Below are 14788 nucleotides of genomic sequence, written 5' to 3' on the forward strand. Positions count from 1 at the left end.
CGTCTCAGCCTCCTCTTTTAACTATTAGCCCTAGGATAAAGCCAGCGAGAGAGAACAAAAACAACACTGCCCAGCTTTTCAGATCACTTCTTGAAATCCTAGGAAGAAGATAAATAAAGCCTAAAAACAAAAAACCTAAGAGCACACTTCTTGAGAGGGTCTTAAGGCCCTCGGCTATCTCATCTCTTCCATCTGATTCCAACTTCACTGTTATTTTACCACCTTCTAAAACTTTAAGCAAAGAGCTTAAAGCATAGGGAAATTTTAAAAAAACTTTATCAAGCTCCCTTAAACCGTGTTTCCATAAGGAAGATACCCTAAAAGAAGAATACCTTCTCTTATATAGCTCAAATACTTCACCTTTTACAGCATCAAGGAAGTTAAAGCTAGGGGAAAGGTTGGCGCCCATTCCCTCTAAGGTAGCAATAGCCTTGGAAAGCAAAACTAGCTCTTTAGGAAGCCTTAATCCGTATTTAAGAGAGATCTCGTTCATCTCATCGATAAGCTTGCCTAACTTTATCTCTCCTAGGGGAATATCATAGTAATCCTCAATAAAGTCCCTTAAGGCTGTCCTCAAGCCGGTTGGGGGAATTGCTTTCATCACGCCCATTTCAATCAGTATATCTATTATGCCAGCAGTATCTTTTCTTAAGAAAGCGCTTAACACATCGCATAGGCTACTAACCAAATCCTCGTGAACTCTACCCATCTGGCCGAAATCCAGAAAGGCAAGCCTACCATCCTTAAGAACAAGGATGTTACCAGGGTGAGGATCAGAGTGAAAAAAGCCCACAACAAATATCTGCCTGAATACAAGATGAGCTCCTCTTCTTACTACCTCATCTGGATCGATACCGTGCTTAATAAGAACCTCCCTGCTTTCAGGTTTAATCCCATCTATGTAATCAATAACAAGAAGCTTACTGGTGGAAAGCTCCTCATAGACGTTCGGAACCACAAGATATGGATCATCCCCATAAAACCTCGCAAACCTCTTTATATTTCTCTTTTCATTATCGAAATCAAGCTCTTTCCTTATGGCGTTAGCAAACTCATCCGCAACCTCTTCAGGATCAAAGGTCAGCTCCTCAGAAAAGTGCCTCTTTATCAAGCTTGCAAAGTGGTACATTATATCCAAATCAGACTCAACGATCCTTTCTATACCCGGACGTTGAACCTTAAGAACAACGAATTTATCCGTATCCCTTATCTTTCCCTTGTGGACCTGCGCTATTGAGGCAGAAGCTATAGGAACGGGATCTATCCACTCGAAAAGCTCATCAATGGGCCTTTTAAGCTCTCTTTCTATCTCCTCCTTTATAACTTCAAAGGGCAAGGGAGAAACGTGATCCTGAAGCTTCCTAAACTCAAGCACATACTCAAAGGGTATCAAATCCGGTCTGACGCTTAGGACTTGACCCAGTTTGACGAAAGTTGGTCCCAGCTCCTCAAGCATTTTCCTTATTCGCTCAGGACCGGAGAGCCTAGGATAGGCTACGAATTCCCTCTTTCCTCTAAAAAAGCGAGAAAGCCCCACCCTTTCAACCACATATCCAAAACCATATTTAAACAAAACCTGAGCTATTTCCCTATATCTCTTGAGGTTCCTATACTTTAGCATTGCGTATTAAAGTATATCACAAAGAGCGAAAAATAAAATAGGGGATGCCCCTTAAGTTAAAGGGCATCCCCTTCCGGAAGGCCTCCATACCTATCTTTAGGCAGCTATGTCAATATTCCCTCCTATGCCCATGGATTGAAGCAATATCCTCATTATCTCCTCTTGAAGCTCCATTTCCTTCTTCAACAAGTTTGTTTGTACACTTAAAGAAAGCTTCAAATTATCCATAGCTAACTTAGAGCTAATTATCCCTTCTATACCGTCCATCCTTAGATCACCTGCCCTTCCCTGGAAGGTCCTCCCGCTTATATATCGGAAAAGGGCTTAACTTTAATTAGCTCATTTATAAAAATTTCTCCGCTTTCCAACTGCCTTCTTACGCTTTCTTGAGAGGTCCCTCCCGGGACATCTCTTCTTTTAACGCTGAAACTGAAATCTAAAAACTTATAGAGCCCCTCGTCGAAAAGCTCCGAAAACCGCTTATACTCCTCCAAGGTCAATTGAGAGAGCTTCTTACCCTCATCTATGGCATATCTAACGATGGAACCTATTATTTCATGAGCCTTTCTAAAGGGAAGCCCCTTTAAAACTAGATAATCAGCCAAGTCCGTAGAAAGAAGAAACTCATCAAGAGAGCTTGAAATTCTATCCTCCTTAACTTTCATCTCAAGAAGCATCCTTGGAAAAACCTGAAGAGTAAGCTTAGTAACCTTAAGGGCCTCAAAGAATATGGGCTTATCCTCTTGAAGATCTCTGTTGTAACCAGAGGGAAGAGCTTTAAGCAGAGTAAACATAGAGGTTAAAGCACCTAAAACTCTAGCGCTTCTTCCACGAGCAAGCTCAGCTATATCCGGATTCTTCTTCTGAGGCATCATACTACTTCCTGTGGTAAAGGCATCGGAAAGCTCTATAAAGGAAAAAGCCGGATTAGAGAATATTATGAGCTCCTCTGAGAGCTTGCTGAATCTCATCATCAAGGAAGAGAAAAGATAAAGAAGATCTAAGAGAAAATCTCGGAAGCTTACTTCATATAAGCTATTCTCCGAAATTTTAGAAAAGCCAAGCTCCTCAGCCAAAAGCTCTCTATCCAATGGAAAAGCAGTCCCCGCTAAGGCTCCAGAGCCAAGAGGAAGAGAATCTATCTCCTCATAAAATAGGGGGAGCTTTTTAGCATCCTTAGCAAAACCCCAAAAATAAGACATAAGCCAATGAGAAAAAAGGACCGGCTGGGCAGGTTGAAAGTGAGTGAAACCCGGCATAATTACCCCTATATACCTTTTAGAGATATCTAAAAGGGTATCTAAAAGATGAAGCAAGGCGCAAGATATGATCTTAAGCTCATCCTTAAGTAAAAGCTTTAAGTCTGTCAAAACTTGCTCATTTCTGCTTCTTCCAGTGTGTATCTTGTATCCGATGTCGCCAACCTTTTCAGCAAGCCTTTTCTCGATATTCATATGAACATCTTCAAGCTCTTTTCTCCAAGGGAAGCTCCCGTTAAGGAGCTCCCCCTCTATCTCCTTAAGGCCGTTAAGGATAGCTTTTAACTCCTCTTCAGATAATACTCCAGCCCTATTAAGGGCCTTAGCATAGGCAATATTAGTTTTAAGGTCATAAAGAGCAAGCTTTTTCTCTATATCTAAATCAACGGTATAGTCTAAAAGTAAGTTACACGGCTCTCGGTTAAACCTTCCTCTCAGCATATTTCTCCACCATCGAGTAAACCTTAAGCGGCAAACCCCAAAGCTCTATGAACCCTTTGGCCGCCTTGTGATCAAACTTGTCAGCCTTATCATAGGTTGCAAGCTCATACCTATACATAGCATATTCAGACTTCCTTCCGACAACTACACAGTTACCTTTCCATAACTTAACCCTTACGGTTCCTGAAACCCTTTCCTGAAGGCTATCAATGAAAGCATCGAAGGCCTTCCTCAAGGGAGAATACCACAAACCGTAATAGACAAGCTCCGCATATCTTTTATCTACTATAGGTTTAAACTCCATTACCTCCCTCGGAAGCGTAAGCATCTCAAGATCCTTATGAGCCTCGATCAAAACCTTAGCGGCGGGAGTCTCGTAAACCTCACGAGACTTTATACCCACAAGTCTATCCTCTATCATATCTATTCTACCAACCCCATGCCTTCCAGCAATTTTGTTCAAATCCATTATCAACTCAGACAACTTCTCATACCTCTTACCGTTAATGGCAACCGGTGCCCCTCTCTCAAAGGTTATCTCTATATATTCCGGCTCATCGGGAGCTTTGTCCACTGGAACCGTAATCTCAAAGGCATCCTCAGGAGGCTCTACCCAAGGATCCTCAAGAACACCACACTCTATGCTTCTACCCCAAAGGTTCTCATCTATACTGTAAGGCTTCTTCTTTGTAACTGGGACCGGAATTCCGTGCTCTTCAGCATACTCTATTTCCTCCTCACGTGACTTAAAGTTCCACTCTCTCACAGGAGCTACAACCTTAATAGATGGCTTCAGATACATAGCGCTTACCTCAAACCTAACCTGATCGTTACCTTTCCCTGTGCAACCGTGAGCCACTGCCTCAGCTTTCTCCCTTTCAGCAACTTCTATCAGGTGCTTGGTTATAAGCGGCCTCGATAGGGAGGAAAGTAGAGGATACTTACCCTCATATAATCCGTTAGCCTTAAGCGTTGGGAGAACAAAATCGCGAGCGAACTCCTCTTTAGCATCAACCACGTAAGCTTTAGATGCCCCAGCCTTTAGGGCCCTCTGCCTTATAAGCTCAAAATCTCCCCCTTGTCCTACGTCAACGGTTAGGGCTATAACCTCAGCATTATATTCCTCCTGAATCCACCTAATCGCAACTGATGTGTCAAGACCCCCTGAATATGCTAAAACAACCTTCAAAATTACCACCCCCATCAAAAATTTTTAAACCCCGTCCCTTTTAAACAAAGGGACGGGGCCTCTTATCAATGAAGCCTCGCGGTGCCACCCTCCTTGATAGGAAAGATATTAATCTCTTTCCTACCCGCTCGCTGGCCTATAACGGAGCCACCCGGAGAACCCTACTTGGATAAGCTCCTTTCTTCGGGTCTCAGCTCAGGAGCCCGTTTCAGCCTCGCCTTAAAACCGAGAAGCGCTCTCAGCCTGCCTGACGCCTCCTCTCTGTCGGTAAAGCGAAGCCTACTTCACCCCTTCACAGCCTTTAGACGATATTAAGTTTATTTGAATTATAGAGCAAAAAAGGGGAAAAGTCAATCAAAAATAATTTACCTTGGATTGATCGAAACCCTATAATAGCCCCAGTACCACTCATTACCAGGCTCAACTCTAACTCTATAATTACCAGCGGTATGATTGCCATCATCTATAGCCTTATCAATCATAAGATGGACTCGCATCCTATCCTCAAGGTTCAAGTCAAGTATTCCTATCTCTATGCAAGGTTCGTTCCCATTACCGAAGTCAAAACCATGCGTAGTAACATCAGGGCAGCCAGGGGGAACCCAAATACCCTCCCATTGATAGCCAGATTCATACGTTGTAGGTACCCTCACACAGAATGGATTCTTAGGCCATTTATCGAGATAAGGTCCATTCCATCCCGTAACTCCAGCCCGGTTCTCTAGAAAGTCTATTCCGTGATAAATTAAGCCTATATTTCTATAAGGATCGTCATCAGGTGGAAACCTACCCGTATCTGCATAATAAACTAAAGCAGCAGACTTTATGGCATATATGTCCGCTAAGACGCGAGAAACCTTAGCCTTTAAAATAGCCTTATGAAAACTTGGATAAAGTATAGCCAAAAGTATCCCAACTATCACTATAACCACTAAAAGCTCAACAAGAGTAAAAGCTCTGCGCTTCATGAAAACAATCACCACCTCTAAATAGCTAAACTAAAAACCCCTTATCCGTACAAGGTAACCCTAGGAGAACATAATCTATTGACATTAAAAATCAAAGCTTCCGTATTTTTTAATGTAAGATATTACCCCTCCCTCTAAGAAGATCTTAAGCAATCTCTCCTCAAAGGGCTTAAACTTAAGGCTAATTTCCCCTACTTCCAAGATACCGTCCTTTAAGCTTATCCTTACCTTCATACCCTCCTTAACCTTCCCAACGTCAAGATCAGGTACTTCAATTAAAAGCAATCCTTGATTCAGGGAGTTCCTGTAAAATATCCTGGCAAAGGACCTTGCAACCACAGCCTGAACGCCTATACCCTTTAACGCTATTACAGCATGCTCCCTTGAGGAGCCACAACCGAAGTTTCTACCTGCTATCAATATGGGCTTACCTTCAGAAGACAAGGAAACCTTTTTAGCGAAGTTCGGATCCACACCTTCCATAGCATGCTTAGCAATCTCAATGTGATCAGATATATCAAGATATCTGCCAGGGTAGATCTGATCGGTGTCTATATTATCCCCAAAAACGAAGGCTACACCTTCTATTAAGCTCAAGGCCAACACCTCCTTATAGAAACCTTAAGGGGTTCGTTATCCTACCATATAGGGCAGAGAAGGCTGCAACCATAGGAGAGCAAAGGTATATCTTAGCTTCAACGCTTCCCATCCTTCCAGGGAAATTTCGACTTGATGTAGAAAGGCATCTCTCTCCAGAAGCTAAAACGCCCGCATGAGCACCCAAGCAAGGGCCGCAACCGGGCGTGGCAAATATAGCACCAGCATTAAGAAGCTTTTCCACATATCCTCTTTTTAAAGCCTCCATGAAGATCCTCTTAGAGGCAGGGATAACTATCAGCCTTACACCATCCTTTACCTTATTACCATCCAAAACTTCCGATAAAACCCTTATGTCATTCAGCCTTCCACCTGTGCACGTTCCCACGAAAATCTGATCTATTTCCACACCTTCACAAGAGGAAACGTCTACTACATTATCGACGCTCCCAGGCAGAGAAACCTGAGGAATTAACGAGCTAACATCAAACTCATAATAAGAAGCATATTCATAATCTGGATCGGTCTTATACTCTATAAAGCCATCGGAGGAGATCCCCATACCTTTCAAGTAATTGTAGGTTTCAGAGTCAGGCTGAATATAAGCGGTCTTTGCTCCCATCTCAACAGCCATGTTACACAAAACAAGCCTTTCATCCATGCATAGACCTTCCACAAACTCGCCACAGAACTCTATCGCCTTATATATCGCTATGTCTTGCTTTAACTTACCTAATATGTAAAGTATTACATCCTTAGCCATTATGCCAGGAACCGGCTTACCACTTATTTTTATCCTCATCACCTGTGGAACCTTAAACCATAGCTTTCCAGTTTTCATAACCAAGGCAAGATCGGTAGAGCCAACCCCCGTAGCAAAGGCTCCCAAGGCACCCAAGGTCGTCGTATGCGAGTCGGTTTCAACTATGACCTTACCAGGCCCCACAAAGCCTCCCTCAATTAAGACCTGGTGACAGATACCTTCCCCAACATCAAAGAGATTTTTAATCCCGCTTTTCCTACAGAATTCCCTCATCTTCTTATGATTTTCAGCGGAGTTAATAGTGGGAGCTGGGCTATAGTGATCAAACACGAATACGATTCTGTCAGGATCGTACACCCTGTCTCCGCCTATCTCAATAAAGGATTTAATCACCTGAAGATAAAGATCATTAACCTCAGCGACATCTATCCTCGCGAAAACTATCTCTCCTGGGGAAACCTCCCTCTTTCCAGAAGCAACCGCTAATATCTTTTCTATCGCGTGCATAAAAATCACCTCTCCATCCAGATTATCACAGATATGTAGTAAGTTCCGCCCTCCTCACCAACATAGGAGTAACCGATGCTTTCCCTTATATGCTGATCCACAGTATCACGAAGCTCAGCGCTCTTAAACCCCCCAATAGTTACCACAGCACACTTAGTATTGTTAACGGGAATCGGGTTCCGTGCCATATCATAAACGATCCCGGTAATTCTACTTTTCCAATAGCGATATCTACCTCCCCATGGGGTGTAGGTGGGAAGCTTTTCAAGATAAGGACCATTCCATCTACCGCTATTATCCGGCTCCATGAAGTACTTAAAACCGTAATCATCATTAACCCCTGGATCGTAAAACTCTTCACCCCACTTGGGCCAGTCACCAGTATCAGCATAGTAAAGATAGCCAGCTGTTTTTATAGCTTTAACCTCTGCCAAAAGACGAGATATTCGAGCTTTCTCTATAGACTTAAAAGCGTTAGGCAAAATTAAGGCAACTATAACACCAATTATAGCTATAACCACTAAAAGCTCAACCACGGTAAAGGCGTACCGCCATCTCAACCTCATAGGACTATCACCCCTTTAGCCTCCTTACTTAGATTATACTAAATCGTCTTCCTAATTGACTTTTACCTTACCACATGTTATATTGCATACAAAAGTTAAAACACAATAGAATGGGGGAAGAGATACCATGGTATTTTCAAGCAGAGACGGGATCTTATATATTGAGGATGTTTCCGCATTAGAGCTCGTAAAGGAGCTGGGAACTCCACTTTATGTAACATCTAAGCTTCAGCTTGAGGAGAACTTAAAGGCTTACAAGGAAGCATTTCCTGATGCTTTAGTTTTCTACTCGGTGAAGGCAAACGACAATCTAGCTATAATGAAGATCATACAGAAGCAAGGCTTTGGAGCTGAGGTCTTCAGTAGCGGAGAGATATACTTAGCGCTTTTAGCAGGATTTGATAGCTCAAAGATCTTCTTTAACGGAAACTCAAAAAGTCCCGAAGAGATAAGGTTAGCTATATCCGCAGGAGTAACCTTTAGCGTAGATAGCATCGAAGAGCTTGAAAACATCTCTGAGATAGCTAAAGAGGAAGGTAAGGTTCCAGAAATAGCTTGTAGAATAAACCCAGGGGTTGACCCGAAGACTCACCCAAAGGTAGCAACCGGTTTAAGGGAGTCCAAGTTCGGTATACCCATCGAACAAGCTAAAGAGGCTTATAAGAAGGCATTAGAGTTAGGCTTAAAGCCCGTGGGAATTCACTTCCACGTGGGAAGTCAGATACTCGATCTTTCAGTTTACGAGGCAGCGCTTACTGGAATTTTTGACCTTCCGACAAAGCTTGAAGAGATGGGTATAGAGCTCAAGTTTATAAATATAGGTGGAGGACTTGGAATAGACTATAACGGTAGCGGTGCTCCAACCCCTAAGGAGTTGGCCTCCAGGGTTATACCGATATTTAGGGAGATATGCTCAAAGTTAAAGAAATCAAGGCCAAAACTACATCTTGAGCCAGGAAGAAGCATAGTGGGCAATACCACTATACTACTAACGAGAGTTAATCTAGTTAAAAACGCCTTTAAGAAGTTCGTCGCAGTAGATGCAGGGTTTAACCTTCTTATACGCCCAACCCTTTACGGATCATATCACAGGGTAGCAGTTGCTAATAAGATGGATAAACCCGAGGAAGAGGTCTATACGATAGTGGGACCCATCTGTGAAAGTGGGGATATTTTAGCTCAGGATCGAAAGCTTCCCAAGGTCGAAAAAGGAGATATTATAACCCTCTTTGACACAGGGGCCTATGGATTCGCCATGAGTAGTCAGTATAATGGTCGCCCTAGGTGCCCTGAAGTATTAGTAAGCGGTAACAAGTGGGAAATCATAAGGGAAAGGGAAAGCACCTCAGATCTATTACTCAGACAGAGAATCCCAGAGTGGCTCTTTTAAAAGCAAAGGGTGGGATATAGATCCGGTCCCACCCTTTTATCCCCTTAACTAGGGCTTTAAGAGAATTTTTATGCCAATGCCATCCTTAAGCATCTTTATTCCACCAGCTCCCTCCTCGAGGGGAAGCACATGAGTTATCAGAGCTTCCTTGTTTATCTTACCCTGACGAAGAAGATTTATAGAGGCAAGGTAATCCCATTTATTGTATACCCTACATCCGATCCAGGTTATCTCTTTGAAAGCCAATTTTACCAGATTAGAGGGAACGGGAGCCTTAGGCAAACCTAACTGAACAATGCTTCCTCTAACGCGAGCTATGTTTAAAGCTTGCTCTACCGTTTCTGGAACACCAGCTGCCTCAAAGACAACATCAGCCATGTTTTCCTTAAGGATGCCATCCTCAGGACTTACCACCCTAACGGGAAGTTTCTTAAGGTAATCCCTTCGATAGGAGCTAACCTCTGATATTATAACTTCAGAAGCACCAGAAGAGATTAGAACTTGCGCTAAGAGGTTTCCTATGGCACCTCCTCCGAGTATAACGGAGCTTTCGCCTATCTTAAAGTTAGAGCGTCTAACTGCATGAATGGCTACAGCTAAGGGCTCAACTATAGCAGCATCCTCAAAAGATAGTTCCCCCACATCATAAAGCCTATTTGTAGAAACAGCAACATACTCAGCCATTCCCCCAGGAGCATCTATACCGTAAAAGCCGAGCCTCTCACAAACATGGTAGTTCCCCTCCAGACAGGGTCTACACTTCCCACAGCTTATCAAGGGCTCAACAGCAACCCTTTTACCGATCCAATGCCTATCTTCATCATCATAAACGTCAACAACTTCGCCACAAAACTCGTGTCCCAAAACAAGCGGTGGACGAGCCCTTGGATGCTTACCTGCGGAAATCATAAGATCGCTACCGCATATGCCAGCATAAGCCACCCTTATTAAGGCCTCGCCCTCTTTAAGCTTGGGAATCGGAATATCCTCAACCTTAACATCATTAGGCCCCTCGTAAACTAAGGCCCTCATAGTCTACCCCCTTGCTAAATACCCACCATCTACCGCAAGTATATGACCGTTAACATAGTCAGAAGCGCGAGAGGCAAGGAATATAGCTGCACCAATTAGGTCCTCAGGATCACCCCAACGCCCAGCCGGAATCCTCGCAAGTATAGTGTTGTAACGATTTGGATCTTCCTGAAGGGCTTTGGTAAGCTTCGTCTTTATCCATCCGGGAGCTATGGCGTTAACGTTTATACCTCGTCCTGCCCACTCATTAGCTAAAGCTCTAACTAAACCTGCTATGCCGGACTTTGATGCGGTGTAAGAAACGTTGTTCAACCCGCCCATAAAGGAAAGCATGGAAGCTATATGTATTATCTTGCCATATCCCCGTGTAAGCATATCTTGACCTACAAGCTGGCTCATCAAGAAGGCGCCTCTTAAATTAAGACTCATTACAGTATCCCAGTCCTCAAGAGAATGCTTTTCCGCCGGAGACCTCCGTATAGTTCCAGAAACATAAGTGAGTATATCTATCCTTCCCATCTCTCTTAAAGCGAACTCAACAACCCTTCTAATTTCCTCTTCCTTGCTAAGATCCGCCGTAGTGGTAATGATATCAAGCCCCTGGGCCTTAGCCTTCTCCTTGGTCTCCTCTATGCTGCTATGGCCCACGGCAAGAACCTTAGCCCCTGCCTGAGCGAAACCTAAAGCGATAGCCTGCCCTATACCGCTTCCCGCACCTGTAACGATAGCTGTACGATCCTTAAGACTGAAAAGAGAAAGAACATCCATTTTAAGCAAACACCTCCTATGACGTTATAAGGGACGGGCGATGAAACCCGCCCCTCCTTTAAACTATTTTACACCCTGAATCGCATCGATAAGCTCCTTACCGAACTTACCTATATAACCCTCCCAAACGGGCTTAACCTTTTCAGCAAAAGGCGTAAGATCTGGAACATCGTTGAAAGCTATACCTTTAGCCTTAAGCTCCTCAACAGCCTTGCCCTCAAAGTCTGCCCAAAGTTGTCTCTGCTTAGCCATTCCTTCGACAGCGGCTTCCTTTATAATCTTCTGCTGCTCGGGCGTTAAACTATCGTAAACCTTCTTGCTCATCAAAACTACATCAGGAACGGTAAAGTGGCGAGTCCAAGAGAAGTACTTAGAAACCTCATAAAGCTTTAAGGTTAAAAGAGTAGGAGGATTATTCTCCCATCCATCTATAACCCCCTGCTGTAAGGCGCTATAAACTTCGCCTTGTCCCATAGGAGTAGCTATAGCTCCCATAAGATTCAAGGTATCTACCATGATTTTATTGGGCATAACTCTTATTTTTAAACCCTTAAGGTCGTCAGGCTTGTAAATAGGTCTCTTGTTATTTATTACGTTTCTCGATCCGGCATCCATCCAAAAGAGAAACTCGTAACCCGCCTGATTGATATAACCTATGAGCTTTTTCCCAGCATCCCCATCCAAGGCCTTATGAAGATGGTCTAAATTACGGAACATGTAAGGCAGGTTCAAAACATCAACCTGAGGAACAAACTGCCCTAAGGGACCAGCAGCAACCATGGCCATCTCAAGCGTTCCAACCTTCATACCCTCTAAGGCATCTCTCTGTTCGCCAAGCTGGCTGCTGGGGAAAACCCTTATCTCTATTTCGCCCTTCGTCCTCTCCTTAACTAAGTTAGCAAAGAAAACCATAGCCTGATGAGTAGGATGTCCCTCAGGAAGAACCGATGAAAGCTTCAAAACTTTTGGAGCAGCTAAAGCATTAAAGCTCCCGAAGAAAAGCACCACAGCGAAAAGCCCCAAAACCAATAAACCAAGATACTTCTTTGACATACTGCATCCCTCCTTATATTATTTTATCCCCATCACTAAGCTGGGGATAAAGGTAACAAGGGGAGGAATAAAGGTAATGATGAAAAGCACTATTATCATAGCTAAGATATACTTCATGTATGTGCCTAGTATCTCTCCTAAAGAGGCCTTAGCTATACCCGTGGCTACAAAGAGTGAAACCCCCACAGGAGGCGTACACTGGCCTATAGCCATGTTCACTATGATCATCAATCCGAAGTGAATTGGGGAAACGCCAAGCTTCATAGCTATGGGGAATATTATTGGAACTACAATGATTATTATTGGTGTAACATCAAGGAAAGTTCCTAGAAAGAGCATAAGTAAGTTAAACAAGGTAAGTATCACGTATTTATTTGTGGAAAAGGAAAGAATAGCCTCGGCTATCTTTGCAGGAATCCTCTCTGCAGCCACTATCCAACCGAAGCTCGAAGCAGAGGCTATACAGAAAACGACTATGCCGGTAGTTATAGCGGTCTTAACCATTATCCTTGGAATATCCTTAAGCTTAAGCTCTCTATAGACAAAAAAGCCAATTATGAAAGAATAAATGGCAGCTATAACGGAGGCTTCTGTGGGAGTGAAAACGCCTGTAAGTATACCACCCATTATTATTACCAAGGTCATTAAAGCAAGTATAGAGTCTAAAAAGCTCTTTAAAACCTGTTTAAATGGAGCGCGAGGCTCAGCCGGAAGATTCCTTTGGCGAGCTAATATGTAGCTCGTTATCATTAGGGCAACTCCCATCAAAACCCCAGGGATAAACCCCCCGAGGAAGAGACCACCTATGGATATACCCGCAGTTATGCCAAGTATGACCATTGGAATGCTCGGAGGAATTATTATACCTATAGAGCCAGCGGTTGCCTGAACGCTTGTAGCCATGTCTTTCCCGTAACCCTTGCTTTTCATAGCAGGAATAAGAATGCTTCCTATAGCTGCAGTATCTGCAGCGGTAGAACCAGATATACCTGCGAAAAACATAGATGCTACTACGCTAACCATAGCTAAGCCACCCCTAATATGGCCTACCAAGCTTGAAGCAAAGTTAACGATCCTACGAGATATGCCCCCTGACTCCATAAAGCCTCCAGCTAATATGAAGAAGGGAATGGCTATAAGGGCGAAAGACTCTGAGGCGGTATACATACGCTGAACTATAACAGCGGTATCTATATGCCCAGCGTAGCTTAAGGCAGCTAAGGCAGCTATCGCTAAGCTAAAAGATACGGGAACCTTAAGAATCAGAGTAATAACGAAAACAAGAAACAATATAAAAGCCATACTTACTTCCTCCCCTCTTTAAACAACGTAAGAGCGTGAGAAAGAGAATGAACGAAGATCAGAGCACCGCTTGTAGGCAAGGCTAAATAAGGCCAGCTCATGGTGAAAGGAAGTATGGTCATAAGCTGAGTTCTATTAGCCCAAACGAGCACCATCCCTTTATAGATCATCAAGAAAGCTATAAGCATTATGAGAGCGTAGATAATTAACTCAACATAGTATCTCATACGAGGTGGAAAGCGAACGAAAAATATCTCTACACAAAAGTGAGCTCCCTCAGCTACCGCTAAACTTGCCCCTATAAAGCTAAACCATACAAACATATAAGTTAAGAGAGCCTCACTCCAAGGGATAGGGCTTTCTATAACGTACCTGCTAAAAACCTGTAAGAAACCTAAAACGAGCATAAAGCAGGTTAATACGACCACTACCCTCCCCTCTATCTTTCTTAAAAAGAGGTCTACCTTCTCCACAAGCCACCCCTCCTCCGCATTTTATTTTTAAGAAATAAACTTTCATTTTAAACAAGTTTTTTTAAAAACTCATGTTCTTCTAGCAGAGAACTGCGACCCGCGCCAACCCATCCTACTCGATATTTCCGAAGCATACTCCATTGCCTTTTTAGCCAATAGGGGTATTCTCTCATTGGTTATCGTTAAAACCGAGCCTGATATGCTTAAAGCCGCTATCACCTTATTTCTATAATCAAATATAGGAGCAGCAACGCATCTTACCCCAGGCTCGTTCTCCTCGTTGTCCACCGCATAGCCAAGCTTTCTCACATTCTCAAGATGCTCAATCAGCCTTTTGGGATCGGTTATCGTGTTTTCCGTATAGCTCTTAAGACCCTTAGATACTATCCTCTCCACATACTCCTTAGGGGAAAAGGCAAGTATCGCCTTACCAACGGCAGTAGCATGAAGTGGAACATACCATCCAATCTGAGAGCGCATCCTAAAGGTTTGGTTGCTGTCTATCTTATCAATATAAAGGCCCATATCATTATCTGGTATAACAAGGTGAACCGTCTCGTTCACCTCTTGAGCAAGCCTCTTTAGAAGGTCGTGAGCTTCTCGCCTTAAGTCCAACCTATCTAATATCACTCCTCCCAGATAAAGGGGCTTCATACCAAGTCGATACTTTCTAGTTTGGGGATTTTTGTCCACATATTTAAACTTTAAAAGGACGCTTAAGATGCGATGAACTGTACTTTTGTTTAAGTTCAACCTATAAGAGAGCTCTGTAACCCCGAGCTCCCCATTTTCCTTAGCCAGCTCCTCTATAATACTTAAAGCTCTCTCAACCGATTGAACTATCTTTTCTTTTTCCAAT

At 43.3% G+C, this 14788-nt stretch carries 15 protein-coding genes and 1 other annotated feature; of the genes, 1 reads left to right on the plus strand and 14 read right to left on the minus strand.

Annotation, left to right across the window (positions count from 1 at the left end; genetic code table 11):
• Nucleotides 1–4: 4 nt before the first annotated feature.
• From NZ900_01960 to NZ900_01995, 8 genes are all read right to left on the minus strand, one after another.
• Nucleotides 5–1621 (minus strand): AarF/ABC1/UbiB kinase family protein, encoded by a 1617-nt coding sequence (locus NZ900_01960; GenBank protein ID MCS7232858.1) that lies wholly within the window; start codon nucleotides 1619–1621, stop codon nucleotides 5–7.
• Nucleotides 1622–1717: 96 nt separating this feature from the next.
• Nucleotides 1718–1888 (minus strand): hypothetical protein, encoded by a 171-nt coding sequence (locus NZ900_01965; protein MCS7232859.1) that lies wholly within the window; start codon nucleotides 1886–1888, stop codon nucleotides 1718–1720.
• 38 nt (nucleotides 1889–1926) lie between these two features.
• Nucleotides 1927–3321 carry an argininosuccinate lyase gene (argH, locus tag NZ900_01970; protein MCS7232860.1) on the minus strand — a complete coding sequence of 465 codons (1395 nt, stop codon included), beginning with the start codon at nucleotides 3319–3321 and terminating at the stop codon, nucleotides 1927–1929.
• Nucleotides 3302–4519, minus strand: a complete 1218-nt coding sequence (locus tag NZ900_01975) for an argininosuccinate synthase (GenBank protein ID MCS7232861.1) — start codon at nucleotides 4517–4519, stop codon at nucleotides 3302–3304. The genes argH and NZ900_01975 overlap by 20 nt, the downstream gene beginning before the upstream one ends.
• Nucleotides 4520–4555: 36 nt before the next feature.
• Nucleotides 4556–4815, minus strand: a binding site (T-box leader).
• 60 nt (nucleotides 4816–4875) lie between these two features.
• Nucleotides 4876–5478, minus strand: coding sequence for a prepilin-type N-terminal cleavage/methylation domain-containing protein (locus NZ900_01980; protein MCS7232862.1), 603 nt, complete (start codon nucleotides 5476–5478; stop codon nucleotides 4876–4878).
• A gap of 84 nt (nucleotides 5479–5562) precedes the next feature.
• Nucleotides 5563–6075 carry a 3-isopropylmalate dehydratase small subunit gene (locus NZ900_01985; GenBank protein ID MCS7232863.1) on the minus strand — a complete coding sequence of 171 codons (513 nt, stop codon included), beginning with the start codon at nucleotides 6073–6075 and terminating at the stop codon, nucleotides 5563–5565.
• A 13-nt stretch (nucleotides 6076–6088) separates the two neighbouring features.
• Nucleotides 6089–7345 (minus strand): 3-isopropylmalate dehydratase large subunit, encoded by a 1257-nt coding sequence (locus NZ900_01990; GenBank protein ID MCS7232864.1) that lies wholly within the window; start codon nucleotides 7343–7345, stop codon nucleotides 6089–6091.
• 5 nt (nucleotides 7346–7350) lie between these two features.
• Entirely contained in the window at nucleotides 7351–7911 is a 561-nt protein-coding gene (locus tag NZ900_01995; GenBank protein ID MCS7232865.1) for a type II secretion system protein GspG, read from the minus strand.
• Nucleotides 7912–8038: 127 nt separating this feature from the next.
• Between NZ900_01995 and lysA the strand changes: the two genes are divergently transcribed.
• On the plus strand, nucleotides 8039–9301 hold the full coding sequence (gene lysA, locus NZ900_02000) for a diaminopimelate decarboxylase (protein ID MCS7232866.1): 1263 nt from the start codon (nucleotides 8039–8041) through the stop codon (nucleotides 9299–9301).
• 48 nt (nucleotides 9302–9349) lie between these two features.
• Here lysA and NZ900_02005 read toward each other — a convergent pair whose 3' ends face one another.
• From NZ900_02005 to NZ900_02030, 6 genes are all read right to left on the minus strand, one after another.
• Entirely contained in the window at nucleotides 9350–10333 is a 984-nt protein-coding gene (locus NZ900_02005; GenBank protein MCS7232867.1) for an alcohol dehydrogenase catalytic domain-containing protein, read from the minus strand.
• 3 nt (nucleotides 10334–10336) lie between these two features.
• The gene (locus NZ900_02010) at nucleotides 10337–11101 is read right to left on the minus strand and encodes an SDR family oxidoreductase (GenBank protein MCS7232868.1); all 765 of its coding nucleotides are present in this window, start codon (nucleotides 11099–11101) and stop codon (nucleotides 10337–10339) included.
• 63 nt (nucleotides 11102–11164) lie between these two features.
• Nucleotides 11165–12154, minus strand: a complete 990-nt coding sequence (locus tag NZ900_02015; GenBank protein ID MCS7232869.1) for a TRAP transporter substrate-binding protein — start codon at nucleotides 12152–12154, stop codon at nucleotides 11165–11167.
• Between the two features lie 18 nt (nucleotides 12155–12172).
• Entirely contained in the window at nucleotides 12173–13456 is a 1284-nt protein-coding gene (locus NZ900_02020; GenBank protein ID MCS7232870.1) for a TRAP transporter large permease, read from the minus strand.
• Nucleotides 13457–13458: 2 nt separating this feature from the next.
• Nucleotides 13459–13929: a TRAP transporter small permease gene (locus NZ900_02025; protein ID MCS7232871.1), complete on the minus strand. Its 471-nt coding sequence runs from the start codon at nucleotides 13927–13929 to the stop codon at nucleotides 13459–13461.
• 69 nt (nucleotides 13930–13998) lie between these two features.
• Nucleotides 13999–14787 carry an IclR family transcriptional regulator gene (locus NZ900_02030; GenBank protein MCS7232872.1) on the minus strand — a complete coding sequence of 263 codons (789 nt, stop codon included), beginning with the start codon at nucleotides 14785–14787 and terminating at the stop codon, nucleotides 13999–14001.
• Between the last annotated feature and the right edge of the window lies 1 nt (nucleotide 14788).

The sequence above is a fragment of the Synergistota bacterium genome, from assembly GCA_025060595.1.
Taxonomy (GTDB): Bacteria; Synergistota; GBS-1; order GBS-1; family GBS-1; genus 42-11.

What these genes read in the sequence shown, in the direction of transcription:
- NZ900_01960 (MCS7232858.1), bottom strand. Translation starts at nt 1,621, where the DNA reads ATGCTAAAGTATAGGAACCTCAAGAGATATAGGGAAATAGCTCAGGTT.
- NZ900_01965 (MCS7232859.1), bottom strand. Translation starts at nt 1,888, where the DNA reads ATGGACGGTATAGAAGGGATAATTAGCTCTAAGTTAGCTATGGATAAT.
- argH (MCS7232860.1), bottom strand. Translation starts at nt 3,321, where the DNA reads ATGCTGAGAGGAAGGTTTAACCGAGAGCCGTGTAACTTACTTTTAGAC.
- NZ900_01980 (MCS7232862.1), bottom strand. Translation starts at nt 5,478, where the DNA reads ATGAAGCGCAGAGCTTTTACTCTTGTTGAGCTTTTAGTGGTTATAGTG.
- NZ900_01990 (MCS7232864.1), bottom strand. Translation starts at nt 7,345, where the DNA reads ATGCACGCGATAGAAAAGATATTAGCGGTTGCTTCTGGAAAGAGGGAG.
- NZ900_01995 (MCS7232865.1), bottom strand. Translation starts at nt 7,911, where the DNA reads ATGAGGTTGAGATGGCGGTACGCCTTTACCGTGGTTGAGCTTTTAGTG.
- lysA (MCS7232866.1), top strand. Translation starts at nt 8,039, where the DNA reads ATGGTATTTTCAAGCAGAGACGGGATCTTATATATTGAGGATGTTTCC.
- NZ900_02005 (MCS7232867.1), bottom strand. Translation starts at nt 10,333, where the DNA reads ATGAGGGCCTTAGTTTACGAGGGGCCTAATGATGTTAAGGTTGAGGAT.
- NZ900_02010 (MCS7232868.1), bottom strand. Translation starts at nt 11,101, where the DNA reads ATGGATGTTCTTTCTCTTTTCAGTCTTAAGGATCGTACAGCTATCGTT.
- NZ900_02015 (MCS7232869.1), bottom strand. Translation starts at nt 12,154, where the DNA reads ATGTCAAAGAAGTATCTTGGTTTATTGGTTTTGGGGCTTTTCGCTGTG.
- NZ900_02020 (MCS7232870.1), bottom strand. Translation starts at nt 13,456, where the DNA reads ATGGCTTTTATATTGTTTCTTGTTTTCGTTATTACTCTGATTCTTAAG.